The sequence below is a fragment of the Streptomyces sp. NPDC090127 genome (assembly GCF_044746945.1).
In the GTDB taxonomy this organism is placed as follows: domain Bacteria; phylum Actinomycetota; class Actinomycetes; order Streptomycetales; family Streptomycetaceae; genus Streptomyces.
This window is the reverse complement of sequence record NZ_JBIVDE010000005.1, coordinates 633,270-659,746: the sequence shown is the minus strand read 5'-3', so window position 1 is coordinate 659,746 and position 26,477 is coordinate 633,270. Positions and strand designations below refer to the sequence as shown.

Here is a 26,477-nt window from a genome sequence, read left to right as displayed (position 1 = left end):
ACCCTATCCCCCGGCGCCGACAATCGCCGAGGACCTCACACCGCGGCAACACGCCCTTCACACACACCTGTCACAGAGGCGTCAGAATGGGGAACATGATCCGGTTCGAGCATGTGACCAAGCGGTACGCGGACGGAACGACCGCCGTCGACGACCTGTCCTTCGAGGTCGCCGAGGGTGAACTGGTCACGCTCGTCGGCCCGTCCGGCTGCGGCAAGACCACCACCATGAAGATGGTGAACCGGCTCATCGAGCCGACCGAGGGCCGCATCCTCCTCGACGGCGAGGACATATCCGCGATCGACCCCGTCCAGCTGCGCCGCCGTATCGGGTACGTCATCCAGCAGGTCGGCCTCTTCCCGCACCGCACGGTCCTGGACAACACGGCGACCGTCCCGCACCTCCTCGGCGTCCCGCGCGCCCGGGCCCGCGCCCGCGCCGCCGAGCTCCTCGACCTGGTCGGGCTCGACCCGAAGACCTACGGCTCCCGCTACCCCGAGCAGCTCTCCGGCGGCCAGCGCCAGCGCGTCGGCGTCGCCCGCGCGCTCGCCGCCGACCCGCCGGTGCTCCTGATGGACGAGCCCTTCGGCGCGGTCGACCCCGTGGTCCGCGAGCACCTCCAGAACGAGTTCCTCCGGCTCCAGTCGCAGGTCCGCAAGACGGTCCTGCTGGTCACCCACGACCTGGAGGAGGCGGTCCGCCTCGGTGACCGGATCGCGGTCTACGGCCAGGGCACCATCGAGCAGTTCGACACCCCGGCCCGGGTCCTCGGCGCCCCCGCCACCCCGTACGTCGCCGACTTCGTCGGCGCGGACCGCGGCCTCAAGCGCCTCTCGGTCACCGTGGTCGACACCACCGCGCTGGAGGAGGTCCCGGTGGTCCGCGCGGGCGAAGCCGCGCCCGGGACGGCGCCGGGAGCAGGGCCGGCCGCCGAACCCACCGCCACGCCCACGCCCCCGTCCGGGTCGAACGTCCCGGGCTCCGGCGCCCCCGATTCGAGCACCCCCCGCTCCGGCGCCCCCGGGTCGAACGTCCCGGGCTCCGGCGCCCCCCGCTCCGGTGTCCCCTGGTCCGTCGTCCTCGACGCGGACGGCCGGGTCGCCGGCTGGGTCGCGGCGGACGAGCCCGGCCGCACCCGGCCCGCCCCGGAGCCGGTGCCGCTCGGCGCCTCCCTCCGGGAGGCCCTCGCCGCGCTGCTGCAGCACGACACCGGCTGGCTGCCCGTCACCGACCCCGCCGAAGGCGGCCGGTACGCGGGCGTGCTCACCCCGGCCACCGTCCACCGCGCCCTGCGCGCGGCCTCCCCGGCCACCGACGCCGAGGGGCCGTCCGACGCCCCGCCCTCCAAGACGCTCAGTCCGCGCTGAGCCGCCCGCTCATCCACACCAGGCCCGGCGGGATCTCCCGGTTCCAGGTGTTGAAGTTGTGGCCGCCGCTGTCCAGCGTGATCGAGGAGACCCGCGCCGGGGCCTTCACCTTCTTGACGAAGGCGCGGGTCCCGGACAGGTTCCCCTCGCCCTGCTTCGACGTCGTCACCAGGAACGAGGAGTTCCCCTGCGGCAGGTGGTCCAGGCTCCACAGCAGGTCCGCCCGCCTGCGCGCCGTGTCGTCGCCGTGGAAGAGGTCGCCCGTCGTCATGTCCTCCGCCGCCTTGTAGTACGCCGAGAACCCCGCGCCCGCCGCGAACCGGTCCGGGTGGTGCAGCGCGATCTTCAGCGCGCAGTAGCCGCCCGTCGAGTTCCCCATGAACCCCCAGTTCCGCGCCTTCGTCCCGACCCGGTACGTCTCCGAGACCGCCTTCGGCAGATCCTCGGCGAAGAACGTCTCGGTCTTCGGCCCGCCCGGGACGTCCACGCACTCCGTGTCCCTCGGCGGCGCCACCGTCGGCCGCATCATCACCAGGATCATCGGCCGCATCTTCTTCTCCTTGGCCTGGAGGAAGGCGGTCTTCGGGTACCTCAGCCCCTTCAGCAGGTTCTCCGCCGTACCCGGATAGCCCGTCAGGACGACGGCGGCCGGGAACCTGCTCTTCTCGTACCCCTTCTGGAAGTACTCCGGCGGCAGGTACACGTACGCCGGCGAGGTGATGCCCGACTTCTCGCCCGCGACGACGACCTTCTGTATCTGCCCCCCGACCGAGGGCTTGGAGCCGCCCGGCACGTCCACCGCCCGCGTACCGACGACCTCGAGGTCCTTGGAGCCGGCCGAGTGGTCGACGACCACCCCCATCTCCTGCTCCTGGCCGAAGAGGTCCGCCCAGGAGCCGTAGAAGAGGAACGAGTTGTTCGCCGCGAGGCCCACCGAGGCGAAGAGCGCGAGCTGGGTGGCGAGCAGCAGCCCGATCCGGCCGAGGACGGCCCGGACGCCGCCCCGCGCCAGCCGCGGCCAGAGCCAGACCGTGGCCACGAAGAGCACCACCGCCAGCACGACCGCCAGGGCCAGGACCTTGTTGCTGGTGAGACCCATGAGACGTCCGAGCCCTCTTCCTGAGAAATTCCTGTGGGTGAATGAACCCGCCTCCGGGCGAAGCCGTCCTAGAAGGCGCAAACCTCCGGCCCCGGCCCGCCCCTGACCACCGCGCGGCCGCCGGAGCATGAATCTTGATCCGGAGCCACGGGAAGCACGGGAAGCGATGTCTGTCACGGTAGATGGGGACAAGTCAGGATCGGTTCCGGTTCGGGTACGCCGGATTCTGCACGGACCACCCCCCGAGAAGGTCCCCGCCCTCGTCGGAACGGCCTGCACGCTCATCGGCCTGATCGACATCGCCGCGGGCGTCTTCCCGCGCTTCAGGGCCAGCCGGGTGCACGCCCTCGCCGAGGTCCTGCCCGGCACGCTCGGACCGCTCTCGGCGGCCCTCTCCCTCAGCGCCGGCGTCCTCCTCCTGCTCCTCGCCCACGGCCTCAAGCGCCACAAGCGCCGCGCCTGGCGGGCCGCCGTCGTCCTGCTGCCGCTCGGCGCCGTCGCCCAGTTCGTCTGGCGCCACTCCGTCCTCGGCGCGCTGCTCTCCCTCGCACTGCTCACCCTGCTGGTACGCCACCGGGGCGAGTTCGCCGCCCTGCCCGACCCCCGCAGCCGCTGGAAGGCGCTGGCCAACTTCGTCCTCATGGGCGCCGGATCGATCCTGCTCGGCCTGGTCATCGTCAGCGCCCACCCGCGCCGCGTCCTCGGCAGCCCCAGCCTCACCGACCGCCTCGAACACGTCCTGTACGGACTCTTCGGCGTCGAAGGCCCCGTCGGCTACACCGGCGGCGTCGACTGGACCGTCGGCTACTCCCTCGGCGCGCTCGGCATGCTCACCGCCCTCACCACCGTCTACCTCGCCTTCCGCCCCGAGCACCCCGCCGCCCGACTCACCGAGGACGACGAGACCCGGCTGCGCGCCCTGCTCGCCAGGCACGGCGGCCGCGACTCCCTCGGCCACTTCGCACTCCGCCGCGACAAGGGCGTCGTCTTCTCCCCCAGCGGCAAGGCCGCCGTCTGCTACCGCGTCGTCTCCGGCGTCATGCTCGCCAGCGGCGACCCCATCGGCGACGTCGAGGCCTGGCCCGGCGCCATCGAACGGTTCATGGACGAGGCCAAGGCCCACTCCTGGACCCCCGCCGTCATGGGCTGCTCCGAGACCGGCGGCGAGGTATGGACCCGCGAGACCGGCCTCGACGCCCTCGAACTCGGCGACGAGGCGGTGGTGGACGTCGCGGATTTCTCCCTCTCCGGGCGCGCCATGCGTAACGTGCGCCAGATGGTGAAGCGCATCGAGCGAGGCGGCTACACCACCAAGGTGCGGCGCGTCCGAGACCTCAGCGACGGCGAGCTCGCCCGCGTCCGCCGCGCCGCCGCCGACTGGCGCGGCACCGACACCGAACGCGGCTTCTCCATGGCGCTCGGCCGGATCGGCGACCCCGGCGACGGAGACGCCGTCATAGCCACCGCCCACAAGGCCGACGAGGACGGCTCCACCTCCCCGTACGGCGACCTGAAGGCGATCATCCACTTCGTCCCGTGGGGCCCCGACGGCATGTCCCTGGAACTGATGCGGCGCGACCGCTCCGCCGACCCCGGCATGAACGAGCTCCTCATCGTCGCCGCCCTCCAGGAGTCCCCGCGCCTCGGCATCGAGCGCGTCTCCCTCAACTTCGCCATGTTCCGCGCCGCCCTCGCCCGGGGCGAGAAGATCGGCGCGGGCCCCGTCCTGCGGCTCTGGCGCGGGCTGCTCGTCTTCCTCTCCCGCTGGTTCCAGATCGAGTCCCTGTACAAGTTCAACGCCAAGTTCCGGCCCCGCTGGGAGCCCCGCTTCGTCGTCTACCGCAAGAGCCGCGACCTGCCCCGTATCGGCTTCGCCGCCATGCAGGCCGAAGGCTTCGTGAACCTCCGGCTGCCGCGTCCCTTCGCCCGCCGCAGCGCCGCCGCCGAACCCCGCCCCTGCGCCCACATCGTCGCTCCTCAGGCCGACCGCGAGGTCCGCGCGGCGTGATCCACGGGCCCGCCGGACCCGGCCGGCCCGGACCCGCGCAATCCGGCCGCCCCGCCCGCCCGGCGTACGCCCGGCGCGAGCCCGTAGGCCCCGACCTGCGGCCCTGGCCCTACGCTGGGCGTATGAGTACGTCGATCGGTCGGGGCACGGCCTTGGGCCTGCCGGAGTGGGACCGCTGCGCGGTCATGGGCGTCGTCAACGTGACCCCGGACTCCTTCTCCGACGGCGGCCGCTGGTTCGACACCACGGCCGCCGTCAAGCACGGGCTCGACCTGGCGGCCGAGGGCGCGGACCTCGTCGACGTCGGCGGGGAGTCCACCCGCCCAGGCGCCAGCCGGGTCGACGAGGAGGAGGAGCTGCGGCGGGTCGTGCCCGTCGTCCGAGGCCTCGCCGCCGAAGGCGTCACCGTCTCCGTCGACACCATGCGCGCCTCCGTCGCCCACGCCGCCGTCGCGGCCGGCGCCACCCTCGTCAACGACGTCAGCGGCGGCCTCGCCGACCCCGCGATGGTCCCCGCCGTCGCCGCCGCCGAGGTCCCCTTCGTCGTCATGCACTGGCGCGGCTTCAGCCAGGACATGAACAGCCTCGCCGTCTACGACGACGTCGTCACCGAGGTCGTCACCGAACTGCGCCTGCGCATGGACGCCGTCGTCGACGGCGGCATCGCCCCCGACCGGATCGTCATCGACCCCGGCCTCGGCTTCGCCAAGCTCGCCCCGCACGACCTCGCGCTCGTCGCGCACCTGCCCGAACTGCGCGCCCTCGGCAGGCCCCTGCTCGTCGCGGCCTCGCGCAAGCGCTTCCTCGGCCACGTCCTCGCCCACGAGGGCTCCAGCCCACCGCCCGCCCGCGAACGCGACGCCGCCACCGCCGCCGTCTCCGCCATCGCCGCCCACGAGGGCGCCTGGGCCGTCCGCGTCCACGAAGTCAGGGCCACCGCCGACGCCGTCCGCGTCGCCAGGGCCGTCGAAGGAGCCCGGTGACCCACCAGACCGACACCGCGGCGGTCGAGGCCGCGAACACCGCCTTCTACGAGGCCATGGAACTCGGCGACTTCGAAGCGGTCTCCGCCCTCTGGCTCGACGACGGCGCCAGCCCCATCAGCTGCGTCCACCCCGGCTGGCCCGTGCTCTCCGGACGCGGCGAGGTCCTCCGCTCGTACGCGCTGATCATGGCGAACACCGAGTACATCCAGTTCTTCCTGACGGACGTCAAGGTCGCCCTCGGCGGCGACGTCGCCGTGGTCACCTGCACCGAGAACATCCTCAGCGGCGGACCCGCCGAGGACGGCGCCGAGCTCGGGCCCCTCGTCGGCCAGCTGGTGGTCGCCACCAATGTGTTCCGCCGCACATTCGACGGCTGGAAGATCTGGTCCCACCACGGCTCCCCCGTCCTCACCGAATCGGACGACGAGGAGGACGAGGAACCCGGCGCCTGACGGGATCCGGGGCCCGATCGGGTGAGGCCGGGGATTGGAATCCGGCCCCCTGGGTAGGGGCTGCCCCCAGCCCCTGTGGCCACCGCCCGAACCCCCATGGGCAAGCGCTGTCGGTGCTCGCAGGTAGATTCGATGCTGGACACCCGGCCGTCCGCACCCGGCTGCGTGGCCACAAGAACTACGACAGCAGGAGTGATTCGCGTGGATCGTGTCGCGCTGCGCGGCCTCAAGGCCCGAGGACACCACGGCGTCTTCCCCAAGGAACGCGAGGAAGGCCAGACCTTCATCGTGGACCTCGTCCTCGGCCTGGACACCCGCCCCGCGGCCGCCGACGACGACCTGACGAAGACCGTGCACTACGGCGTCGTCGCCGAGGAGGTCGTCGACGTCGTCCAGGGCGAGCCAGTGGACCTGATCGAGACCCTCGCCGAGCGCATCGCCCAGCAGTGCCTCAAGCACGCCGGCGTCCAGGAGGTCGAGGTCGTCGTCCACAAGCCGGACGCGCCGATCACGGTCCCCTTCGACGACGTGACCATCACCATCACCCGGAGCCGAGTATGAAAGCCACGCACAGCGACCCGACCGTGCAGCCCGTACCCGCCTCCGTCGTCGCGGCGGTGGACGCCGCCGACGTGACCCTGTCGAACCCCAAGTGGGCCGTCATCGCCCTCGGCGCCAACCTGGGCAACCGCCTGGAGACGCTCCAGGGCGCCGTCGACGCCCTGGAGGACACCCCGGGTCTGCGGGTCAAGGCCGTCTCCCCGGTGTACGAGACCGAGCCCTGGGGCGTCGAGCCCGGCTCCCAGCCCTCGTACCTCAACGCGGTCGCCCTGGTGAAGACGACGCTGCCGCCCAGCTCCCTGCTGGAGCGCGCGCACGCCGTCGAGGAGGCCTTCCACCGGGTCCGCGAGGAGCGCTGGGGCTCCCGCACGATCGACGTCGACATCGTGGCGTACGCCGACGTGGTCTCCGACGACCCCGTCCTGACCCTGCCCCACCCCCGCGCCCACGAGCGCGCCTTCGTCCTCGCCCCGTGGCACGACGTGGACCCCGAGGCACAGCTGCCCGGCATCGGCACGGTCGCGGACCTGCTCGCGGGTCTCGGCCGGGACGGCGTCATGCCACGCGGCGACCTGGAACTCCGGCTGCCCGAGTAGTCGTTAGGCTCGGGGAAGACCGCCGGCGGGACGACACGAAGGACACTCGGTGAAGCAACTGCGGCTCAAGGTTCTGGCCGGACTGTTCCTCGCGGCCGGAATCCTGTCCTGGGGCGCCGCGCGCCTCTGGGACGCGGTCGGCACGCTGCCGAGCGTGCCGCTCGCGGCGCCGATCGTCCTCGCGTCGATCGCGGCCGTCCTGACCGCGACGGCCCTCTCCCTCCGCGCCCGCCTGAAGGCCCAGCGCGACCGCCGCCCCGGCGCGAAGGGCGTCGAGCCGCTGATGGCGGCCCGCGCGGTGGTCTTCGGCCAGGCGAGCGCGCTCGTCGCCGCCCTGGTCGCCGGCATGTACGGCGGCACGGGCGTCTTCCTGCTCGGCTCCCTGGACATCCCGTCCCGCCGCGACCAGGCGATCTACGCCGGCTTCTCGGTCCTGGCGGGCTTCGCCGTGATCGCGGCGGCCCTCTTCCTGGAGCGCGTCTGCAAACTCCCGGAGGACGAAGACCCCCAGGGCAAGGGCACGGCCCCGGTGGCCTGAGCCTCAGCGAGGCCCCGGCGCGCGGGGGTTCCACGCCGCCGACGGGCGCGCCGAGCCCTGCGCGGACGAGCCTGACGTGCTTATCGCGCCATGATCAGGCTCATCGCCTCGTTGCGGGTCGCGGGGTCGCGGAGCTGGCCGCGGACGGCCGAGGTGATGGTCTTGGCGCCCGGCTTGCGGATGCCGCGCATGGACATGCACATGTGCTCGCACTCGATGACCACGATCACACCGCGCGGCTCCAGGATGTCCATCAGCGAGTCGGCGATCTGCGTCGTCAACCGCTCCTGGACCTGCGGTCGGCGGGCGTATACGTCGACCAGGCGGGCCAGCTTGGACAGGCCGGTGATCTTCCCTGAGGTCGAGGGGATGTAGCCGACGTGCGCGACGCCCCTGAAGGGGACGAGATGGTGCTCACATGTCGAGTACACCTCAATGTCCTTGACCAGCACCATCTCGTCGTGACCGAGGTCGAACGTGGTGGTCAGGACATCCTCGGGCTGCTGGCGCAGACCCGCGAATATCTCCTGGTACGCCCGCGCCACCCGCGCCGGCGTCTCCCGCAGCCCCTCGCGGTCCGGGTCCTCGCCGACCGCGATGAGGAGCTCTCGTACGGCGTTCTCGGCGCGCTTCTCGTCGAACTCGCCGATCGTGCCCTCGCCGTCCAGCGTCACCGGGTCGGTCATCTGTGCCTCGTTCCGTCCGAAACTCTTGGCGCGAAATGTGCCGCGCCCCCACAGGCTAGAACCTGTGGGGGCGCGGCTTCCATTCCGGGGGACGGAGGTCAGGCCTCCGGGGCCTCCTCCGGGGCGACCTCGATCGCCTTGGTGGTGTCCACGGGTGCCGTGCCGTTCGCGCCGTTCGTCAGGGCCAGCTCCTTGGGGGAGAGGACCGGCGGACGGGTCGAGGGCGTGCGGCGGGACGAGCCCGTCCAGGCCGGGCGGGCCGGGCGCTTGACGATCGGGGCGAAGATCTCGGCGATCTCCTCCTTGCCCAGCGTCTCCCTCTCCAGGAGCTGCAGGACCAGGTTGTCGAGGACGTCACGGTTCTCGACGAGGATCTCCCACGCCTCGTTGTGCGCGGTCTCGATGAGCTTCTTGACCTCTTCGTCGACCAGCGCGGCGACCTCTTCCGAGTAGTCGCGCTGGTGCGCCATCTCGCGGCCCAGGAACGGCTCGGTGTTGTCGCCACCGAACTTGATCGCGCCGAGCCGCTCGGTCATGCCGTACTGCGTGACCATCGCGCGAGCGGTGGTCGTGGCCTTCTCGATGTCGTTCGCCGCGCCCGTGGTCGGGTCGTGGAAGACGAGCTCCTCCGCCGCGCGCCCGCCCAGCATGTACGCCAGCTGGTCGAGCATTTCGTTGCGGGTGGTGGAGTACTTGTCCTCGTCCGGGAGCACCATCGTGTAGCCGAGGGCGCGTCCTCGGGACAGGATCGTGATCTTGTGGACCGGGTCGGAGTTCGGCGAGGCCGCCGCGACCAGGGCGTGGCCGCCCTCGTGGTACGCGGTGATCTTCTTCTCCTTGTCCGACATGATCCGGGTCCGCTTCTGCGGCCCCGCGACCACGCGGTCAATCGCCTCGTCCAGCGAGTGGTTGTCGATCAGCTTCTTGTCCGAGCGGGCGGTGAGGAGCGCCGCTTCGTTCAGGACGTTCGACAGGTCCGCGCCCGTGAATCCGGGGGTGCGGCGGGCCACTGCGCCGAGGTCCACGTCCGGGGCGACCGGCTTGCCCTTCTGGTGGACCTTGAGGATCTCCAGACGGCCCTGCATGTCCGGGCGGTCGACCGCGATCTGGCGGTCGAAGCGGCCGGGGCGCAGCAGGGCCGGGTCGAGGATGTCCGGCCGGTTCGTGGCGGCGATCAGGATGACGCCGCCCTTCACGTCGAAGCCGTCCATCTCGACGAGGAGCTGGTTGAGGGTCTGCTCGCGCTCGTCGTGGCCGCCGCCGAGTCCGGCACCGCGGTGCCGGCCGACGGCGTCGATCTCGTCGACGAAGACGATCGCCGGGGCGTTCGCCTTGGCCTGCTCGAAGAGGTCGCGGACCCGGGAGGCACCGACACCGACGAACATCTCGACGAAGTCGGATCCGGAGATCGAGTAGAACGGCACACCGGCCTCGCCCGCGACGGCGCGTGCGAGGAGGGTCTTGCCGGTTCCGGGCGGGCCGTAGAGCAGCACACCCTTGGGAATCTTGGCGCCGACGGCCTGGAACTTGGCCGGCTCCTGGAGGAACTCCTTGATCTCGTGGAGTTCCTCGACGGCCTCGTCCGATCCGGCCACATCGGCGAAGGTGGTCTTCGGGGTGTCCTTGGTGATCAGCTTGGCCTTGGACTTCCCGAAGTTCATGACTCGGGAGCCGCCGCCCTGCATCTGGTTCATCAGGAACAGGAAGACGACCACGATGAGGACGAAGGGAAGCAGCGAGAGCAGCACCGACAGGAACGGGCTCTGCCGCTCCGGGGAGACGGTGTAGCCCTTGTCGAGGTCGCCGGAGGCGGACTGCTCCTGGAGCGTGGTGGTCAGGTTCGCGCCCTGGTCACCGATGTAGCTGGCCTGGATCTTGGTGCTGCCGCCGTACTTGTCCTTGTCGGCGCCCTTCTTGAGCTCGACCTTGATGACCTGCTCGTCGCCGGTCGTCAGCTTGACCTGGCCGGCCTGCTTGTCACTGATTGCCTGGACGACCTTGCTGGTGTCCACCGTCTTGTAGCCCTCGGACGAGCCGACGACCTGCATCAGCACGACCACGGCGAGGACGGCCAGCACGATCCACATGACCGGCCCACGGAAGTATCGCTTCACGTCCATCCATACGGAGCGAGAACGCCCCGTCCCTCCTGCCCGTAGGTAAATGCTGCTGTGAGAGCTGCTATGAGAAAAAGCTGTTCTTCGGACGGTACCTCAGCCAGGTGACCCGTGACCGCCTTCCCTTGCTCCAACGGCGGGAGGACGGTACGGGTTCCCGTGCGTCAGCCTCCGTAGACGTGCGGCGCGAGTGTGCCGACGAAGGGGAGGTTGCGGTACTTCTCGGCGTAGTCGAGGCCGTAGCCGACGACGAACTCGTTGGGGATGTCGAAGCCGATCCACTTCACGTCGATCGCGACCTTGGCGGCGTCCGGCTTGCGCAGCAGGGTGCAGACCTCCAGGGTGGCCGGCTCGCGCGAGCCGAGGTTCGACAGGAGCCAGGACAGCGTCAGACCGGAGTCGATGATGTCCTCGACGATCAGGACGTGCTTGCCCTTGATGTCGGTGTCGAGGTCCTTGAGGATGCGGACGACGCCGGAGGACTGGGTGCCCGCGCCGTACGAGGAGACGGCCATCCAGTCCATGGTGACGGGGGTGGACAGCGCGCGCGCCAGGTCCGCCATCACCATCACGGCGCCCTTGAGGACGCCGACGATGAGCAGGTCCTTGCCCGCGTACTCCGCGTCGATCTTCGCGGCCAGCTCGGCCAGCTTCGCGTCGATCTCTTCCTTGGTGATGAGCACCGACTTGAGGTCGGTGCCCATGTCCTTCTCGTTCACCCGGGTCACTTTCGTTGCAGCTTGCGTCAGCCTTGCCGGATGACCAGTCTGCCACCCTGCCGTCGTGCCTCGACGCGGCCGGGCAGATTGATGGCGCCTTGTCCGCGCCAGCCGGTGATCAGCCGGTCGACCTCCTCGATGTGGCGGGCGAAGAGGGAGCCCGCGGGTGCGCCCTCGGCGATCATGGCGCGGCGCAGGATGCGGCGGCGGACGGCCGGCGGGAGTCCGAAGAGTTTGGCGCATTCGAGTCGGCCGGTCTCGTCCCGGACGGCGGCTTCGGCGTCGGCGGCCCAGGAGTCGAGGGCGTCGGCATCGTCGCGGGAGAGCTGGGCCGTACGGGCGAGGGCTTCGACGACGCCTTTGCCGAGGGCCTTCTCCAGGGCGGGGAGGCCTTCGTGGCGGAGCCGGGAGCGGGTGTAGGCGGGGTCCGCGTTGTGGGGGTCGTCCCAGACGGCGAGTTCCTGGGCGACGCAGGCCTTGCGGACGGTCTGCCGGTCGAGCTCCAGGAAGGGTCGTCGGTAGCGGCCGGCGGCGCCGGAGACGGCGGCCATGCCGGACAGGGAGCGGATGCCGGAGCCGCGGGCGAGGCCGAGCAGGACGGTTTCGGCCTGGTCGTCGCGGGTGTGGCCGAGCAGGACGGCGGTGGCGCCGTGGCGCTCGGCGGCCTCGTCGAGGGCGGCGTAGCGGGCGTCACGGGCGGCTGCCTCGGGGCCGCCCGCTCCTCGCCCGCCTCCGCCTCTGACGGCGGCGCTGTGGGCCACCCTGGTCTCGGTGCCGACGGTGACGGCGACGGATTCGACGGGGTCGAGGCCGAGTGCGGCCATGCGTCCGGCGACCTCGGCGGCGCGCTGGGCGGAGCCGTCCTGGAGGCCGTGGTCGACGGTGATGCCACCGGCGCGGACGGCGAGCTTGCGGGCCTCGAAGGCGAGGGCGGAGGCGAGCGCCATGGAGTCGGCGCCTCCGGAGCAGGCGACCAGGACCAGGGGGTGCTGTCCGGGTGTCGCGGTGGGGTCGGTCTGGTGGTCGGTGAGAACGTCGTGGAGTACGCGGCGGACCGCCAGGCGTATCGCCGCGACCGCAGGATGGGGACCCATGTCCGGTGCCCTTCGTGAAGGAGTGGGGTGCCTCGGTCGGAGTCTTAACGGTCGGAAGAGGGGGTTCGGTCACTCAGAGTGCGTCGATGGTGACAGAACCTGGCCGTTACCCGAGCATTGCACGCCCCACCCTCCGTCTACGGTCCCTCGGATGGGTGATTGGCGGTGTGTTCTTCCGTCGTCCGTCGCACCTGTCTCAGGAGTCTGCCTTACGGTGCACCCTCGCGACCCAGTCGGCGGGTGCGGCGATCTCCGCCTTGGTGGGGAGGGTGTTGGGGGAGGTCCAGACGCGGTTGAAGCCGTCCATGCCGACCTCGTCGACGACGGCGCGGACGAAGCGTTCTCCGTCGCGGTACTGGCGCAGTTTGGCGTCGAGGCCGAGGAGCTTGCGCAGGGCGAGGTCGAGGCGGGAGGCGCCGCGCGCGCGGCGCTGCTGGAACTTCTCGCGGATGTCGGCGACGGAGGGGACCACCTGGGGGCCGACGCCGTCCATGACGTAGTCGGCGTGGCCTTCGAGGAGGGACATGACGGCGGTGAGGCGGCCGAGGATCTCGCGCTGCTCGGGGGTCTGGACGATCTCGACGAGGGAGGGGCTCGGTTCGCCGTCCTCGCCCTCGGGGCGGCTACCGGCGAGGGCCTGGGCGGCTTCGCGGAGGCGTTCGACGACGGTGGAGGGGTCGACCTCGGTGGCGCCGAGGAAGGCCTGGATCTCGCTCCGGAGGTGGTCGCGGAGCCAGGGAACGGCGGTGAACTGGGTGCGGTGGGTCTCCTCGTGGAGGCAGACCCAGAGCCGGAAGTCGTGCGGGTCGACGCCGAGCTCGCGTTCGACGTGGACGATGTTGGGGGCGACGAGCAGGAGGCGGCCGCCGCCCTTCTCCCCGGCGGGCAGTTCGCGGGTGGCGGGGGCGAAGGTCTCGTACTGGCCGAGGATCCGGGAGGCGAGGAACGACAGCAGCATGCCGAGTTCGACGCCGGTGACCTTGCCGCCGACGGCGCCGAGGACGGCGCCGCCGGGCCCGCCCGAGCGGCGTTCCTGCATCTTGTCCAGGAGCGGGGCGAGGAGTTCGCGGAAGCCGGCGACGTTGGCCTTGACCCAGCCGGCCCGGTCCACGACGAGGACGGGCGTGTCCTGTGGTTCGTGGCCCTCGGGGATCATGCGGGTGAAGGCGCGGACGTGTTCTTCCGAGGCCTTGGCGTGCCTGCGGAGCTCCGCGACGACCTCGCGGGCCTCGTCGCGGGTCACGTCCGGGCCCGGCCTCACCAGTCGGGTCGCGGTCGCGACCGCGAGATTCCAGTCGACCATCTCGGCACCACCGATGCTCGTCATGCGTCAACCGTACGTTCTTCGCCCCGGATCAGGGCAGGTTCGGTACGGGTCCGCCTTGCGGGGCGAGGGCGGCGGAGAGCCGGTCGAGTGCGGGCTGGGCCTGGGACGCGGAGGTGGTGCGGCCGGCCAGGAAGGCGAAGGCGAGGAGGCGGCCGTCGGCGGTGACGACCGTTCCGGCGAGCGTGTTGACGCCCCTCAGGGTGCCGGTCTTGGCGCGGACGAGGCCGGCTCCGCCGAGGGCGGGGCCGGTGTCGAAGCGGGTTTTGAGGGTGCCGCTGAAGCCGCCGACGGGCAGTCCGGTGAGGACGGGGCGCAGGGCGGGGCGGGCCGGGTCGGCCGCTCGGGTGAGGAGGCCGGTGAGCAGGGCGGCGGAGAGCCGGTCGTCGCGGGAGAGGCCGCTGCCGTCGGCGAAGCGGGCGCCGGCGGTGGGCAGGCCGAGGGCGGTGAGCTCGTCCCGTACGGCCGTGCCCGCGCCGGCGAAGCTCGCGGGCTGCCTGCGGGCGAGGGCGGTCTGCCGGGCGAGGGCCTCGGCGAGGTCGTTGTCGCTGTGGGTGAGGGTGCGCTCGACGAGGGCGGAGAGCGGGGCGGATTCGGTACGGGCGAGGAGGGCCGCCCCGGAGTCCTCGGCGGGCTTCGGCGCGCGGCCGGGGGCGGGGGCGCCCTGGACCTTCGTACCGGCCTGGCTGAGGAGGTCGGCGAAGGCGGTCGCGGTGTCGCCCGCGGGGTCGGCGGTGCGCCGGGCGGTGCCGCTGTACGAGTCGTCGAGGCGGCCGGCGTTCAGCATCAGGGCGCTGACGGGGGCGATGTTCTCGTCGGAGCCGATCGGGTGGTGGCCCGGGCCCTGGTAGAGGCTCGTGTCGTGGGCGACGCGTACGGAGGTGACGCCGCGGCCCTTCAGGGCGCGGGCGGTGGCGGTGGCGAGGGTCTTCAGGCGGGCACGGTCGAGCGTGGGGTCGCCGCCGCCGACGAGGGTGACGGTGCGGCCGTCCGGGGAGGCGACGACGGTCGTCGCGATGCGGTGGTCGGGGCCGAGCGCGGAGAGCGCGGCGACCGTGGTGGCGATCTTGATGGTGGAGGCCGGGGTCATGGCGGTGGTGGCGCCCTCCCCGTAGAGCTGCTTGCCGGTGGTGGCGTCGACGACCGAGGCGGTGCGCAGCGGTCCGAGGCCGGGGTCGGCCAGCAGCGGTACGAGGACGGCGGCGAGGTCGCCCGGACGGCCGGTCGCGGGGGTGTCGAGCGCGCGGAGGACGCCGGGGGCGCTCGGGGCGGGCGCGGGGGCGGGGCGGTGCGGGGCGGCGGGCGGTGCGTGATGTGCGCCACCTGTGGGGGCAGCGGCGGCGGCCAGGGCGCGCTCGGCCTTACGCTGACCGTTGTCCCACGGTCCGGCGGCTGTCACCGCTCCGGCGGCCAGGGCCAGACCGAGTACGGCAGAGCACGCCGTGAGCTGCCAGGTCTTCGGCTCCGGCATTGCTGACCAGCCCCTTTCGCGATCACACACAGGCGTGAGGGACACTTAATCACTGCGCGTTGCCGCAGGCATTCACATGTGTTGATTCAGGAGGAGCCACCCGTGGAGTTCGACGTCACCATCGAGATCCCGAAGGGGTCGCGGAACAAGTACGAGGTCGACCACGAGACGGGTCGCATCCGCCTGGACCGCCGCCTCTTCACCTCGACCAGCTACCCGGCCGACTACGGCTTCGTCGAGAACACCCTCGGCGAGGACGGCGACCCGCTGGACGCGCTGGTCATCCTGGACGAGCCGACGTTCCCCGGCTGCCTGATCAAGTGCCGCGCGATCGGCATGTTCCGCATGACGGACGAGGCCGGTGGCGACGACAAGCTGCTGTGCGTCCCCGCCTCGGACCCGCGCGTCGAGCACCTGCGCGACATCCACCACGTGTCGGAGTTCGACCGCCTGGAGATCCAGCACTTCTTCGAGGTCTACAAGGACCTGGAGCCGGGCAAGTCGGTCGAGGGCGCCGACTGGGTCGGCCGCGCCGAGGCCGAGGCCGAGATCGAGGCCTCCTACAAGCGCCTGGAGGCGCAGGGCGGCGCCCACTGAGTGGGCCCACGTTCGACGTCGTGACGGGCGGTGCACCTCTGCGGAGGTGTGCCGCCCGTCTCGCGTGAGGTCGTATGCCCATGGTCATACTGGGCAGAAGGTGCGAATGGGAGTGAGGGCGAGCGGAGTGGTGGTGGAGGCGGACGGCCCGGAGGACCGTAAGCCGCAGTCGGACGAGGCGCGCAGCGCGTTCGTCGCGCCTGCCGGGGTCGAGCCTCCGGTGGTGCAGGAGGAGGAGCATCCCACCTCCGAGTTCGCCGTTCCCCGGGGCCTCGCGCCCGAGCCGCCCCCGGAGCCGGAGGGTTCCGCGTTCGCGCCGCCGTCGACGTACTCGGCGAAGCACGCCCCGCCCGCCTTCACGCCCGCGCACGGGCTGCCGCTGGTGCGGCTGCCCGCGGACGCGCCCTGGCAGGACCGCATGCGGACGATGCTGCGGCTGCCGGTGGGTGACCGGCCGGTCCCGGAGATCGCGCGCAAGGAGGACGAGACGGGGCCCGCGGTGGGCCGTGTGCTCGACCTGACCCTGCGTATCGGCGAGCTGCTGCTCGCGGGCGGCGAGGGCGCGGAGGACGTCGAGGCGGCGATGTTCGCGATCTGCCGTGCGTACGGGCTGGACCGGTGCGAGCCGACGGTCACGTTCACGCTGCTGTCGATCACGCACCAGCCGTCGCTGGTGGACGACCCGATCACGGCGAACCGGACCGTACGGCGCCGGGGCACGGACTACACCCGTCTGGAGGCGGTCTATCAGCTGCTCGCCGACATCAACGCGGACGAGGTCTCCCCGGAGGAGGCGTACCGGCGGCTGGCGGAGATGCGGCGTAACCGGCATCCGTACCCCGGGTGGGTGCTGTCGGCGGCGGCGGGTGTGCTGGCGGGTGCGGCCTCGGTGCTGCTCGGCGGCGGGTTCACGGTCTTCATGGTGGCGGCGCTGGGCGCGGTGCTCGGCGACCGGCTGGCGTGGCTCTGCGCGGGGCGCGGGCTGCCGGAGTTCTACCAGTTCCTGGTGGCGGCGATGCCGCCGGCCGCGATGGGGGTGCTGCTGACGCTGCTCCACGCGGATCTGCGGCCGTCCGCGGTCATCACCGGTGGCCTGTTCGCGCTGATCCCGGGGCGGGCGCTGGTGGCGGCCGTGCAGGACGGCCTGACGGGGTTCTACATCACGGCCTCGGCCCGGCTCCTGGAGGTCGGGTACTTCTTCGTGGCGATCGTGGTGGGCGTGCTGTCGGTGCTGTATCTGGCCGTGCAGTTCGACGCGCAGCTGAATCCGGACGGGGTGCTCAATCCGGTCGAGCGGCCGGTGGTGCAGATCCTGGCGTCGATGGTGCTGTGCGCGACGTTCGCGATCCTGTTGCAGCAGTCGCGGGCGACGGTGCTCTTCGCGACGCTGAACGGCGGGGTGGCGTGGGTGATCTACGCGTCGATCGCGGTGACGGCGGACGGGTCGGCGGTCATGGCGACGGCGGTGGCGGCGGGCCTCGTCGGTCTCTTCGGCCAGCTGGCCGCCCGCTACAACCACACGTCGTCGCTGCCGTACGTGACGGCGGCGATCGGGCCGCTGCTGCCGGGTTCGGCGACCTACTTCGGGGTGCTGGGCATCGCCCAGAACAACCTGGACCAGGGCTTCGCCTCGCTGGCGAAGGCGGCGGCCCTGGCGCTGGCGATCGCGATCGGCGTCAACCTGGGTGGCGAGCTGGCCCGCCTCTTCATGCAGGCGCCGGGCGCGGCGGCGGCCCGACGCGCGGCGAAGCGCACGAGGGGCTTCTGACGGGACCGCCTCCCCGTGCCGGCAGGCGCGGCCCCGGGGGCCGGGAACGGCGGCACCCCGGCTCGGGGGTCCGGGCCGGGGTGCCGAAGGTGCGGGGCGCGCGGGTCAGCGCTTGGCGTGGCGGCCGCGGCCCGGGTTCGAGGAGCCGGGGCCGTCGGGGCCGCCGTCCTCGTCCTGCTGGGCCTTGGCCTTCTTCGACTGCGAGCGGGCGCGGAGGTACTCGATCACGATCGGGATCACGGAGATCGCGACGATCAGGATGAGGATCGCCTCGATGTGCTCGTGCACGAAGTCGATCTTGCCGAGGGAGGCGCCGAGGATGGTCACGCCGGCGCCCCAGAGGACACCGCCGATGATGTTGAACGTGATGAACGAGCGGTAGTTCATCCGGCTGACACCGGCGATGATCGGCGTGAACGTCCGCACGATCGGCACGAAGCGGGCCAGGATCAGCGACTTCGGGCCGTGCTTCTCGAAGAACTCGTGCGCCTTCTCCACGTTCTCCTGCTTGAAGAGCTTGGAGTCGGGGCGCTTGAAGAGGGCCGGGCCGACCTTGCGGCCGAAGAGATAGCCGACCTGGTCGCCGATGATCGCTGCGGCCACGACGAGCGTGCAGACGAGCCACAGCGGCTGGTCCAGCTTGCCCGTGGTGACCAGCAGGCCGGTGGTGAAGAGCAGCGAGTCGCCGGGCAGGAAGAACCCGATGAGCAGGCCGGATTCGGCGAAGACGATGACGAGGACGCCGATCAGACCGAAGGTCTGAATCAGATAGTCCGGGTCCAGCCAGCTCGGTCCGAGGGCAAGCGTATTCACGGGGTTCCGGGCTCCTGCGGTCGCGGTGGGGGCGGGGGCGGCCGCCCCAAGGTATCAACGCATTCTTACCGCCCCGGGTTCCAGCCGGCCTCCACGGGCCCCCGGTCCCGCCTCGCCCCCCGCGCCCACCCGGCCCCTCCGGGATGCGACGGCGGGCGGGCGGTCCGACGCTGGTGGACAGGAGGTGGATGCGGATGGGCATCGAGGACTACGGCGGCGGCCAGGGGCCGCACCCGGACGTACTGGTCGTCACCACGAACGACGTACCCGGCTACGAGGTGCGGCAGATCATCGGCGAGGTCTTCGGACTGACTGTGCGCTCGCGCCATCTGGGCAGCCAGATCGGCGCGGGGCTGAAGTCGATGATCGGCGGGGAGCTGAAGGGTCTGACGAAGACCCTGGTGGAGACCCGCAACCAGGCGATGGAGCGGCTGGTGGAGCAGGCGAAGGCGCGCGGCGCCAACGCCGTGCTGATGTTCCGCTTCGACGTGACGGAGGCGGCGGACGTCGGGACGGAGGTCTGCGCCTACGGAACGGCGGCGGTGATCGCGCCTCGCGCCTGAGCCTCCCGGGCGGGGGGATCTCGGGCTGGGGTTCGGGGCGCGACACCTTCAACTGTCGGGGCGTTGTGCGGCTTTTGTACCCCTATGGTGGGGCGGTGGCCATCGATAAACCGTCGTCCGAGCCTCCGCCCCCCGTCCCGAAGTCCCCCGCCCGCGCCCTGTTCCCGCAGGTCCTGCCCGCCCTCGTGGTGGGCGTCGCGGCGAGTCTGCTCTTCCTCGGGATCGAGTGGGTCTCCGAGGAGTTCGAGCACGTCCTGTGGCACACCCTTCCGGGCGCGCTGGGCATCGGCGGTTTCTCCGTCTTCTGGACGATCGTCATGCTCACCGCGACCGGGATCGCCGTGGGCCTCGTCGTCTGGAAGGTGCCCGGGCACGCGGGCCCCGACCCGGCCGAGACCGGGCTCGGCGGCGCGCCCCTCGCGCCGGCGGTCGTCCCCGGGCTGCTGCTCGCCGGCACGCTCACCCTGGCCGGAGGGGTCAGCCTCGGCCCGGAGAACCCGATCATCGCGGCCAACGTCGCGCTCGCCTACTGGCTCGGCAGGAAGGCGGCGCCCGCCGCGCCCGGTGCGATGTGGGTCGTCCTGGCCTCGGCCGCCACCATCGGCGCCCTCTTCGGCACGCCGGTGGCCGCCGCTCTCGTCATCTCCGAGGCCCTCACCCACCAGCCGAACGCCAAGGGCTCGCTCTGGGACCGGCTCTTCGCCCCGCTGGTCGCCGCCGGGGCGGGGGCGCTGACCACCTCACTCCTCGCGCACCCCACCTTCGACATGTCGCTGCCCCCGCTGACCGACCCGGGGTGGTCGGACCTGCTCGCCTCGATGGTCGTCGCCACCGCCGCGGCCTTCTTCGGCCTCCTCTGCTGCTACGGGCTCCCCCCTGTCCACCGTGCCTTCCAACGGCTGCGGCACCCGATGCTGATGATCCCGGTCGGCGGTCTCGTGCTCGGCCTGCTGGGCGCGCTCGGCGGGTCGCTGACGCTCTTCAAGGGCCTGGAGCAGGTCAAGGAGCTCACCCAGAACATCGGCGGCTACTCGTCGGGCGAGCTGGCCAAGATGGCCGTGGTCAAGCTCGCCGCCCTGCTGGTCGCAGCCGCGTGCGGATTCGTCGGCGGCCGGATCTTCCCCGCCGTGTTCATCGGTGTCGCCTTCGGTCTGTTCGCCCAGGCGCTGGTCCCCGAGATCCATCCCGCCGTCGCCATCTCCTCCGGCGTGCTCGGTGTGCTGCTCGCGACGACCCGGCAGGGCTGGGTGAGCCTCTTCGTCGCGGCCGTCCTCGCCTCCTCGCCCGCGATGCTCTCGCTGCTCTGCGTGGCCTCCCTGCCCGCCTGGCTGGTCGTCACCGGCCGTCCGCAACTCGAACTGGACACGCACGGCGCCCCCCTGCACTGAGGACGCCCAGCACCCCCGAAGGAGTCCCATGCCACTGCACAAGGGTCACGGCGAGCCCGAGCCCGACCGGCATCTCGCCCTCAACCCCTTCTACGGTCAGGCCAACCCGGTCAGCGGCATGACCGAGGCGCCGCCCCGCCACCGGCTGCCCGACGGGCCGCTGCCGCCCACCAGCGCCTACCAGCTCGTCCACGACGAGCTGATGCTCGACGGGAACTCGCGGCTGAACCTCGCCACCTTCGTCACCACCTGGATGGAGCCCCAGGCCGGTGTGCTGATGGCCGAGTGCCGCGACAAGAACATGATCGACAAGGACGAGTACCCGCGTACGGCCGAGCTGGAGCGGCGCTGCGTGGCCATGCTCGCCCAGCTGTGGAACGCGCCGGACCCCTCGACCGCCGTCGGCTGCTCGACCACCGGCTCCAGCGAGGCCTGCATGCTCGCCGGGATGGCCCTCAAGCGCCGCTGGGCCAAGAGGAACGCCGACCGCTACCCGGGCAGCGCCCGGCCCAATCTGGTGATGGGCGTCAACGTCCAGGTCTGCTGGGAGAAGTTCTGCAACTTCTGGGAGGTCGAGGCCCGGCTCGTACCCATGGAGGGCGACCGCTTCCACATGGACGCGGAGTCGGCCGCCGCGCTCTGCGACGAGAACACCATCGGCGTGGTCGCCGTGCTCGGCTCCACCTTCGACGGCTCCTACGAGCCGGTGGCCGAGATCTGCGCCGCGCTCGACGCCCTCCAGGAACGGACCGGCCTCGACGTCCCCGTGCACGTCGACGGCGCGTCCGGCGCGATGATCGCGCCGTTCCTGGAGGAGGACCTGGTCTGGGACTTCCGGCTGCCCCGGGTCTCCTCGATCAACACCTCCGGGCACAAGTACGGCCTGGTCTACCCGGGTGTGGGCTGGGCGCTGTGGCGCTCGCCCGCCGAACTTCCCGAGGAGCTGGTCTTCCGGGTCAACTACCTGGGCGGCGACATGCCCACCTTCGCCCTCAACTTCTCCCGGCCGGGCGCGCAGGTGGTCGCGCAGTACTACACGTTCCTGCGGCTCGGCCGGGAGGGCTACCGGGCGGTCCAGCAGACCACCCGGGACGTCGCCCGGGGGATCGCCGAACGGGTCGAGGCGATGGGCGACTTCCGTCTGCTCACCCGGGGCGACCAGCTACCGGTCTTCGCGTTCACCACGACCGACGACACCACCCGCTTCGACGTCTTCGACGTCTCGCGCCGGCTGCGGGAGAGCGGCTGGCTCGTCCCGGCGTACACCTTCCCCGCCAACCGGGAGGACCTGTCCGTGCTGCGCGTGGTCTGCCGCAACGGCTTCTCCGAGGACCTCGCCGACCTGTTCATCGAGGCACTCGACCGGCTGCTGCCCGAACTGCGCCGCCAGTCGGGCCCGGCGACCCGGGACCGGGGCGCCGCCACGTCCTTCCACCACTGAGCCGCGCGTCGACTTCCGGCGGCTTTCGGCGCGACGACCTCCGGTACGGCGGATTCCGGTCCGGGTATTCCGGTCCGGGGATTCCGGTCCGGGGGCTTCCGGTACGGCGGATTCCGGTCCGGGGGATTCCGGTCCGGGGGATTCCGGTCCGGGGGATTCCGGTCGCCGCCGTACCCGCGCGGCGGCGACCGGCGCCGGCGTCAGGCGCTCAGTCGCCTGAACCGCCGTACCGCCAGCGGGAAGAAGACCGCGAGGATGACCAGCGGCCACACCACCGCCGCGAGCACGTGCCCCGGCTCGCCGCCCGGGTTGCCGAACAGGTCCCGTACCGCCGTGGCCGTCGCCGACATCGGGTTCCACTCCACGACCGTGCCCAGCCAGCCCGGCATCGTCTCGGGCGCCGCGAAGGCGTTGGAGAGGAAGCCGACCGGCCAGACCAGGATCTGCACGGCCATCACCAGCTCGGGCCGCCCCGCGACCATCGCCAGGTGGATCCCGATCCAGAGCATCGCGAAGCGCAGCAGGAGCAGCAGACCCATCGCGCCCAGGAAGGCCCCGAAGCCGCCGTGCGCCCGCCAGCCGATCGCGTACCCGACACCGACCATCAGCAGCAGCCCGGCCGCGGACTGGAGCATGTCGGCGACCGAACGCCCCACCAGGACCGCCCCGTCGGCCATCGGCATCGAGCGGAAGCGGTCGATCACGCCCTTGTTGAGGTCCTGGGTGACGGCCGTCATCGTCCCTTCGAGGCCGAAGACCATCGTCAGCGTGAGCATGCCGGGCACGAGGAAGTCGACGTACTCGCCCTCGATCCCGCGCCCACCGCCGACGAGATAGCCGAACATCAGCAGCATCATGATCGGGAAGGCGAGGCCGACCACCATCACGATCGGCCGGCGTGCCCAGTGGGCCAGTTCCCGCCGGGTCATCGTCCAGCAGTCGCTCACCACGTACGCCGCGCTCATACCGTCGCCTCCGCTTCCTTCGCCCTGTCGTCCTGAGCGACCGCCGTGTCGTCCGGCGCGCCCGCCTCGTCGCCCGTCAGGTGGAGGAAGACCTCGTCGAGGGTCGGCCGCCGCAGGGCGATGTCCTCCGCCTCGATCCCGGCCGCCTCCAGGGCCCGTACGGTCTCGGCCAGCGCGGCCATCCGGTCCGTGACCGGGGCGCTGATCCGCCGCCGGTCGGTGTCGACGCTCACCTCCGGTGCGGGCGCGGGCAGCAGCCGGGCCGCCTCGGCGAGCCGTCGGGCGTCGCGGACGACCACGTCGATGCGGTCGGCGCCCACCGCCGTCTTCAGCTCGTCGGCCGTGCCGTCGGCGACGACCCGGCCCCGGTCGACGACCGAGATCCGGTCGGCGAGCTGGTCCGCCTCCTCCAGGTACTGCGTGGTGAGCAGGACCGTCGTCCCGCCGCCCACCAGGGAGCGCACCGACTCCCACACCTCGCCCCGGCCCCGGGGGTCGAGCCCGGTCGTGGGCTCGTCCAGGAAGAGCACCTCCGGGTCGGTGATCAGCGAGGCCGCCAGGTCCAGGCGCCGGCGCATGCCGCCGCTGTACTGCTTGACGGGCTTGCGCCCGGTGTCGGCGAGCCCGAACCGGTCGAGCAGCTCGTCGGCCCGCGCGCCCGCCCGGCGGGCGCCCAGGTGGTACAGCCGCCCGAACATCTCCAGGTTCTGCCGGCCGCTCAGCTCCTCGTCGACGGCCGCGTGCTGCCCGAGGAGCCCCATCCGGCGCCGCACCTCGGCCGCCTGGTCGCGGACGTCGAAGCCCGCCACCCGCACCAGGCCCTCGTCGGCCCGCAACAGGGTGGCCAGGATCCGTACCACCGTGGTCTTGCCCGCGCCGTTGGGCCCGAGCAGTCCGTGCACCGTGCCGCGCCGCACGGCCAGGTCGAGGCCGTCAAGCGCCTGCTTGTCGCCGTACCGTTTCCGCGCGCCCTCGACGACGATCGCGTCCGTCATTCCAGCCTCCCAGCCCAGTAGTCAAACTTGACCACTTGCCCGAAGGTACGCCCCCTCGACGCATTGGTCAAACTTGATTAGTCTCTGTTCACGCGTCGTCGCCCGGATCGGGCTCGCCCGTCGCGAACGGGTTCTCCTCGCCCTCGGCGAGCACCCCCACAAAGGGCTCGCCCTCCCCCGCGAAGGTGTACGCGCCCGCCTCGATCCGCTCGATCAGCCCGAGCGTCCACTCCTTGCCGGCGTCGGACGAGTGCACCCAGAGGTGCATGATCTCGCCGATGTGCCCGAGCTGCTGCGGCCCGCCCTCCGGGGTGTAGTACTCGGTGACGGCCTCGCGCCACTCGTCGAGCGCCCGCACCCGCTGCCGCAGCAGCTCCACCGCCTCCGCCCTCGGCAGGTCCACGATGAAACCGATCCCGGCGGACAGGACGTCCATCTTCTGGTCGTACGTGGTCAGCGCCTCACGCAGCAGCGCGAAGTACTCCGCCGTGCCCTCGTCCGTCACCTCGTACTCCGTGCGCGGCGGGCCGCCGGCCGTGCTCGGCGCGATCTCGTACGCGCGCAGCAGTCCCTGTTTGGCCATCTGCTTCAGCGCGTGGTAGATCGAGCCGGGCTTGGCGTTGGACCACTCGTGCGCGCCCCAGAACTCCAGGTCGTTGCGGACCTGGTAGCCGTGGGCCCGCCCGTGCTGGCGCACCGCGCCGAGGACGAGAAGCCGGATCGCTGACACCCTGGTACCTCCTAGTCAATTTTGACTAGGGTACGCGTCACTCCTGTTCCGCCGCGATCAGCGTGAAGGAGTCCTTGCCGTCGAGGGACTCCCGGACGATGTCCGCGTGTCCGGCGTGCCGCGCCATCTCCTGGACCAGGTGGAGCAGCATCCAGCGGATCGAGACCCGGCCGTCCTTCGGGAACCAGGGCGCCGGGGGCAGCGGGAAGGTCTCGTCCAGGCTCGGCACCGTGCGCACGAAGTCCTCCGTCTCCTTCGTCACGCCCGCCCAGAAGGCCAGCACCTCGGGGACCGTCTCGCCCTCGACGAGCCGGAAGCCGTCGCCCCAGGTCTCCTCGGTGCGGTGCCGCTCGTTCGTCCGCTCCTGGGCCAGCCGCAGCCAGGCCAGTTCCACCTCGGCGACGTGCTTGATCAGCCCGGAGAGGCTGAGCGCGCTGGCGCTCGGGCGGCTCGCCGCCTGCTCCTCGGTGAGGCCGAGGGCGGCGCGCCGGATCGCGGCCCGCTGGGCCTCGACGAAGTTGAGGAACGCCGCGCGTTCGTCGCCGTGGGCCTCCGCGGGAACGAGAGCAACCATGATGTCCGCCTTCCGTGCGACACAAGGGGGGAGGGGCGCCGAGGGGTTCCTTCCCCTCGACACCCCTCACGCTATGCACCCTTGAGGACAGCTACGGTCCTGATTCAGGCCAGAGCCTTGGCCGGGTCACCCTCAGAACGGGAAGCGGCTCCGGCCGTGCTGGATGGAGATCCACTTCTGGGTGGTGAACGCCTCGATCATCGCGTCGCCGTTCAGCCGGCCGATGCCCGAGTGCTTCTCGCCGCCGAACGGCACGATCGGCTCGTCGTGCACGGTGCCGTCGTTGATGTGGATCATGCCGGTGTGGATGCGCTTGGCGACCCGTACGCCCCGCTCGGTGTCAGCGGTGTGGACGGCGCCGCTCAGCCCGTACGGGGTGTCGTTGGCGATCCGTACCGCCTCCTCCTCGCCGTCGAAGGGGATCAGGAGGGCGACCGGGCCGAAGATCTCCTGGCCGAGGACGGCCGCGTCGGCCGGCAGGCCGCCCAGGACCGACGGGGAGACGACGTTGCCGTCCGCCGTGCCGTGCAGCAGCGCGGTGGCGCCGGCCGCCACGGCCTGCTCGACGACGGCCGAGACCGACTCCGCCTGCTGGAAGTTGATGAGCGGGCCGATGTGGGTGGCCGGGTCCGCCGGGTCGCCGACGCGCAGGGTCCGCACCTTCGCGACGAACTTCTCGGTGAACTCCTCCTCGACCGTGCGGTCCACCAGGATCCGGTTGGCGGCCATGCAGACCTGGCCCTGGTGCACGAAGCGGCTGAAGACCGCCGCGTCCACGGCGTAGTCGACGTCGGCGTCGTCGAGGACGATGAGCGCGCTGTTGCCGCCGAGTTCGAGGACCGCGTGCTTGAAGTTCTGCGCGCAGACGGTGGCGACGTGACGGCCGACCTTGTCGGAGCCGGTGAAGGAGATGACCTTCGGGACCGGGTGTGTCAGGAGCGCGTCGCCGATCTCCGCGATGTCGGTGACGACGACGTTCAGCAGGCCGGCCGGCAGGCCGGCGTCCTCCAGGACCTTCGCGACGAGGGTGCCACCGCAGATCGGCGTGTTCTGGTGCGGCTTGAGCACGACCGCGTTGCCGAGCGCGAGCGCCGGGGCGACGGACTTGAGGGAGAGCAGGAAGGGGAAGTTGAACGGGGAGATGACGCCGACGACACCGACCGGGAGGCGGTAGACGCGGTTCTCCTTGCCGTCGACCGGCGAGGGCAGGATGCTCCCCTCGGGGCGCAGCGCGAGATGGATCGCCTCGCGCAGGAACTCCTTGGCGAGGTGCAGCTCGAAGGCCGCCTTCAGGCGCGTGCCGCCGAGCTCCGCGACGATCATGTCGCCGAGCTCCTGCTCGCGGTCCTCGACGATCCGCAGGGCGCGCTCGAAGACGAGCCGGCGGGTGTACGGGTTGGTCTCGGCCCACGCCTGCTGGGCGCGCTCGGCGGCGCGGTAGGCACGGTCGACCTCACCGGCGGTGGCGACGGTGATCGACGCGAGCTTCTCCCCGGTGTACGGGTTGAAGTCGATGATGTCCCACGAGCCGCTGCCCGGCTTCCACTCCCCGTCTATGTACTGGTGAGCCAGGTCGGTGAATGAGGACATGAGGCGAGACCCCTTAACCCGCGGTGGCGGACGCT

25 protein-coding genes are annotated in these 26,477 nt (G+C 71.7%); 12 read left to right on the top strand and 13 right to left on the bottom strand.

Translation table 11 applies throughout. The annotated features are described in order from the left end of the window. The first annotated feature begins 95 nt into the window (after window positions 1-95). Entirely contained in the window at window positions 96-1,367 is a 1,272-nt protein-coding gene (locus ACIPPS_RS21835) for an ABC transporter ATP-binding protein (protein ID WP_401434468.1), read from the top strand. Here ACIPPS_RS21835 and ACIPPS_RS21830 read toward each other — a convergent pair. After that, window positions 1,354-2,466, bottom strand: a complete 1,113-nt coding sequence (locus tag ACIPPS_RS21830; RefSeq protein ID WP_401434465.1) for an alpha/beta hydrolase — start codon at window positions 2,464-2,466, stop codon at window positions 1,354-1,356. The two genes, ACIPPS_RS21835 and ACIPPS_RS21830, sit on opposite strands and share 14 nt — an antisense overlap. A gap of 166 nt (window positions 2,467-2,632) precedes the next feature. On the opposite strand from ACIPPS_RS21830, the gene ACIPPS_RS21825 reads away from it, so the two are divergent. From ACIPPS_RS21825 to ACIPPS_RS21800, 6 genes are all read left to right on the top strand, one after another. Beyond that, the gene (locus ACIPPS_RS21825) at window positions 2,633-4,474 is read left to right on the top strand and encodes a phosphatidylglycerol lysyltransferase domain-containing protein (protein ID WP_401434463.1); all 1,842 of its coding nucleotides are present in this window, start codon (window positions 2,633-2,635) and stop codon (window positions 4,472-4,474) included. A 122-nt stretch (window positions 4,475-4,596) separates the two neighbouring features. After that, window positions 4,597-5,457: a dihydropteroate synthase gene (gene folP, locus ACIPPS_RS21820; RefSeq protein WP_401434460.1), complete on the top strand. Its 861-nt coding sequence runs from the start codon at window positions 4,597-4,599 to the stop codon at window positions 5,455-5,457. Continuing rightward, a complete protein-coding gene (locus ACIPPS_RS21815; protein WP_401434458.1) occupies window positions 5,454-5,912 on the top strand; it encodes a nuclear transport factor 2 family protein in 459 nt (152 codons plus the stop codon). Before folP ends, ACIPPS_RS21815 begins: the two co-directional genes overlap by 4 nt. 201 nt (window positions 5,913-6,113) lie before the next feature. Further along, complete coding sequence (gene folB, locus ACIPPS_RS21810) at window positions 6,114-6,473, top strand: dihydroneopterin aldolase (RefSeq protein ID WP_158988273.1); 360 nt, start codon at window positions 6,114-6,116, stop codon at window positions 6,471-6,473. Beyond that, window positions 6,470-7,069: a 2-amino-4-hydroxy-6-hydroxymethyldihydropteridine diphosphokinase gene (gene folK / locus ACIPPS_RS21805; RefSeq protein WP_401434455.1), complete on the top strand. Its 600-nt coding sequence runs from the start codon at window positions 6,470-6,472 to the stop codon at window positions 7,067-7,069. The genes folB and folK overlap by 4 nt, the downstream gene beginning before the upstream one ends. A 49-nt stretch (window positions 7,070-7,118) precedes the next feature. Next, window positions 7,119-7,607 carry a DUF3180 domain-containing protein gene (locus tag ACIPPS_RS21800; protein ID WP_401434452.1) on the top strand — a complete coding sequence of 163 codons (489 nt, stop codon included), beginning with the start codon at window positions 7,119-7,121 and terminating at the stop codon, window positions 7,605-7,607. An 80-nt stretch (window positions 7,608-7,687) separates the two neighbouring features. Here the strand turns inward: ACIPPS_RS21800 and folE are convergent, their stop codons facing one another. The 6 genes from folE to dacB form a co-directional block, all read right to left on the bottom strand. After that, the gene (gene folE / locus ACIPPS_RS21795; protein ID WP_401434450.1) at window positions 7,688-8,293 is read right to left on the bottom strand and encodes a GTP cyclohydrolase I FolE; all 606 of its coding nucleotides are present in this window, start codon (window positions 8,291-8,293) and stop codon (window positions 7,688-7,690) included. A 98-nt stretch (window positions 8,294-8,391) separates the two neighbouring features. After that, window positions 8,392-10,413 carry an ATP-dependent zinc metalloprotease FtsH gene (gene ftsH, locus ACIPPS_RS21790; RefSeq protein WP_401434447.1) on the bottom strand — a complete coding sequence of 674 codons (2,022 nt, stop codon included), beginning with the start codon at window positions 10,411-10,413 and terminating at the stop codon, window positions 8,392-8,394. A gap of 161 nt (window positions 10,414-10,574) precedes the next feature. Then, window positions 10,575-11,114: a hypoxanthine phosphoribosyltransferase gene (gene hpt / locus ACIPPS_RS21785; protein WP_401434680.1), complete on the bottom strand. Its 540-nt coding sequence runs from the start codon at window positions 11,112-11,114 to the stop codon at window positions 10,575-10,577. A 41-nt stretch (window positions 11,115-11,155) separates the two neighbouring features. Continuing rightward, window positions 11,156-12,223, bottom strand: coding sequence for a tRNA lysidine(34) synthetase TilS (gene tilS, locus ACIPPS_RS21780; protein WP_401434445.1), 1,068 nt, complete (start codon window positions 12,221-12,223; stop codon window positions 11,156-11,158). 196 nt (window positions 12,224-12,419) lie between these two features. Continuing rightward, window positions 12,420-13,550, bottom strand: coding sequence for a zinc-dependent metalloprotease (locus tag ACIPPS_RS21775; RefSeq protein ID WP_401434442.1), 1,131 nt, complete (start codon window positions 13,548-13,550; stop codon window positions 12,420-12,422). 28 nt (window positions 13,551-13,578) lie between these two features. Next, window positions 13,579-15,018: a D-alanyl-D-alanine carboxypeptidase/D-alanyl-D-alanine-endopeptidase gene (gene dacB, locus ACIPPS_RS21770; RefSeq protein ID WP_401434440.1), complete on the bottom strand. Its 1,440-nt coding sequence runs from the start codon at window positions 15,016-15,018 to the stop codon at window positions 13,579-13,581. A 102-nt stretch (window positions 15,019-15,120) separates the two neighbouring features. Between dacB and ACIPPS_RS21765 the strand changes: the two genes are divergently transcribed. Both ACIPPS_RS21765 and ACIPPS_RS21760 read left to right on the top strand, forming a co-directional pair. After that, window positions 15,121-15,615 carry an inorganic diphosphatase gene (locus ACIPPS_RS21765; protein WP_003968257.1) on the top strand — a complete coding sequence of 165 codons (495 nt, stop codon included), beginning with the start codon at window positions 15,121-15,123 and terminating at the stop codon, window positions 15,613-15,615. 127 nt (window positions 15,616-15,742) lie between these two features. Next, the gene (locus ACIPPS_RS21760; protein WP_401434678.1) at window positions 15,743-17,383 is read left to right on the top strand and encodes a threonine/serine exporter ThrE family protein; all 1,641 of its coding nucleotides are present in this window, start codon (window positions 15,743-15,745) and stop codon (window positions 17,381-17,383) included. A 105-nt stretch (window positions 17,384-17,488) separates the two neighbouring features. On the opposite strand, the gene ACIPPS_RS21755 is transcribed toward ACIPPS_RS21760, so the two are convergent. After that, complete coding sequence (locus tag ACIPPS_RS21755) at window positions 17,489-18,196, bottom strand: DedA family protein (protein WP_401434438.1); 708 nt, start codon at window positions 18,194-18,196, stop codon at window positions 17,489-17,491. Window positions 18,197-18,390: 194 nt separating this feature from the next. On the opposite strand from ACIPPS_RS21755, the gene ACIPPS_RS21750 reads away from it, so the two are divergent. From ACIPPS_RS21750 to ACIPPS_RS21740, 3 genes are all read left to right on the top strand, one after another. Then, window positions 18,391-18,759: a YbjQ family protein gene (locus tag ACIPPS_RS21750; protein ID WP_384502847.1), complete on the top strand. Its 369-nt coding sequence runs from the start codon at window positions 18,391-18,393 to the stop codon at window positions 18,757-18,759. A 101-nt stretch (window positions 18,760-18,860) separates the two neighbouring features. Further along, window positions 18,861-20,147 (top strand): ion channel protein, encoded by a 1,287-nt coding sequence (locus tag ACIPPS_RS21745; protein ID WP_401434675.1) that lies wholly within the window; start codon window positions 18,861-18,863, stop codon window positions 20,145-20,147. Between the two features lie 28 nt (window positions 20,148-20,175). After that, window positions 20,176-21,588 (top strand): glutamate decarboxylase, encoded by a 1,413-nt coding sequence (locus tag ACIPPS_RS21740; RefSeq protein WP_401434435.1) that lies wholly within the window; start codon window positions 20,176-20,178, stop codon window positions 21,586-21,588. A 200-nt stretch (window positions 21,589-21,788) separates the two neighbouring features. Here ACIPPS_RS21740 and ACIPPS_RS21735 read toward each other — a convergent pair whose 3' ends face one another. The 5 genes from ACIPPS_RS21735 to ACIPPS_RS21715 all read right to left on the bottom strand — a co-directional run bounded on the left by ACIPPS_RS21735 (window position 21,789) and on the right by ACIPPS_RS21715 (window position 26,442). Beyond that, complete coding sequence (locus ACIPPS_RS21735; RefSeq protein WP_401434433.1) at window positions 21,789-22,553, bottom strand: ABC transporter permease; 765 nt, start codon at window positions 22,551-22,553, stop codon at window positions 21,789-21,791. Then, window positions 22,550-23,548, bottom strand: a complete 999-nt coding sequence (locus ACIPPS_RS21730; protein ID WP_401434431.1) for an ATP-binding cassette domain-containing protein — start codon at window positions 23,546-23,548, stop codon at window positions 22,550-22,552. The genes ACIPPS_RS21735 and ACIPPS_RS21730 overlap by 4 nt, the downstream gene beginning before the upstream one ends. 88 nt (window positions 23,549-23,636) lie before the next feature. Continuing rightward, window positions 23,637-24,278 carry a PadR family transcriptional regulator gene (locus tag ACIPPS_RS21725; RefSeq protein ID WP_401434429.1) on the bottom strand — a complete coding sequence of 214 codons (642 nt, stop codon included), beginning with the start codon at window positions 24,276-24,278 and terminating at the stop codon, window positions 23,637-23,639. 37 nt (window positions 24,279-24,315) lie between these two features. After that, window positions 24,316-24,852 carry a DinB family protein gene (locus ACIPPS_RS21720; RefSeq protein WP_401434427.1) on the bottom strand — a complete coding sequence of 179 codons (537 nt, stop codon included), beginning with the start codon at window positions 24,850-24,852 and terminating at the stop codon, window positions 24,316-24,318. Window positions 24,853-24,984: 132 nt separating this feature from the next. Continuing rightward, complete coding sequence (locus ACIPPS_RS21715) at window positions 24,985-26,442, bottom strand: aldehyde dehydrogenase family protein (RefSeq protein ID WP_401434425.1); 1,458 nt, start codon at window positions 26,440-26,442, stop codon at window positions 24,985-24,987. Window positions 26,443-26,477: the final 35 nt, after the last annotated feature.

Coding starts and splice junctions, on each gene's coding strand:
- ACIPPS_RS21835 (WP_401434468.1), top strand. CDS start 96: ATGATCCGGTTCGAGCATGTGACCAAGCGGTACGCGGACGGAACGACC.
- ACIPPS_RS21830 (WP_401434465.1), bottom strand. CDS start 2,466: ATGGGTCTCACCAGCAACAAGGTCCTGGCCCTGGCGGTCGTGCTGGCG.
- ACIPPS_RS21825 (WP_401434463.1), top strand. CDS start 2,633: ATGTCTGTCACGGTAGATGGGGACAAGTCAGGATCGGTTCCGGTTCGG.
- folP (WP_401434460.1), top strand. CDS start 4,597: ATGAGTACGTCGATCGGTCGGGGCACGGCCTTGGGCCTGCCGGAGTGG.
- folK (WP_401434455.1), top strand. CDS start 6,470: ATGAAAGCCACGCACAGCGACCCGACCGTGCAGCCCGTACCCGCCTCC.
- folE (WP_401434450.1), bottom strand. CDS start 8,293: ATGACCGACCCGGTGACGCTGGACGGCGAGGGCACGATCGGCGAGTTC.
- ftsH (WP_401434447.1), bottom strand. CDS start 10,413: ATGGACGTGAAGCGATACTTCCGTGGGCCGGTCATGTGGATCGTGCTG.
- hpt (WP_401434680.1), bottom strand. CDS start 11,114: ATGGGCACCGACCTCAAGTCGGTGCTCATCACCAAGGAAGAGATCGAC.
- tilS (WP_401434445.1), bottom strand. CDS start 12,223: ATGGGTCCCCATCCTGCGGTCGCGGCGATACGCCTGGCGGTCCGCCGC.
- ACIPPS_RS21775 (WP_401434442.1), bottom strand. CDS start 13,550: ATGACGAGCATCGGTGGTGCCGAGATGGTCGACTGGAATCTCGCGGTC.
- dacB (WP_401434440.1), bottom strand. CDS start 15,018: ATGCCGGAGCCGAAGACCTGGCAGCTCACGGCGTGCTCTGCCGTACTC.
- ACIPPS_RS21750 (WP_384502847.1), top strand. CDS start 18,391: ATGGGCATCGAGGACTACGGCGGCGGCCAGGGGCCGCACCCGGACGTA.
- ACIPPS_RS21740 (WP_401434435.1), top strand. CDS start 20,176: ATGCCACTGCACAAGGGTCACGGCGAGCCCGAGCCCGACCGGCATCTC.
- ACIPPS_RS21735 (WP_401434433.1), bottom strand. CDS start 22,553: ATGAGCGCGGCGTACGTGGTGAGCGACTGCTGGACGATGACCCGGCGG.
- ACIPPS_RS21730 (WP_401434431.1), bottom strand. CDS start 23,548: ATGACGGACGCGATCGTCGTCGAGGGCGCGCGGAAACGGTACGGCGAC.
- ACIPPS_RS21720 (WP_401434427.1), bottom strand. CDS start 24,852: ATGGTTGCTCTCGTTCCCGCGGAGGCCCACGGCGACGAACGCGCGGCG.
- ACIPPS_RS21715 (WP_401434425.1), bottom strand. CDS start 26,442: ATGTCCTCATTCACCGACCTGGCTCACCAGTACATAGACGGGGAGTGG.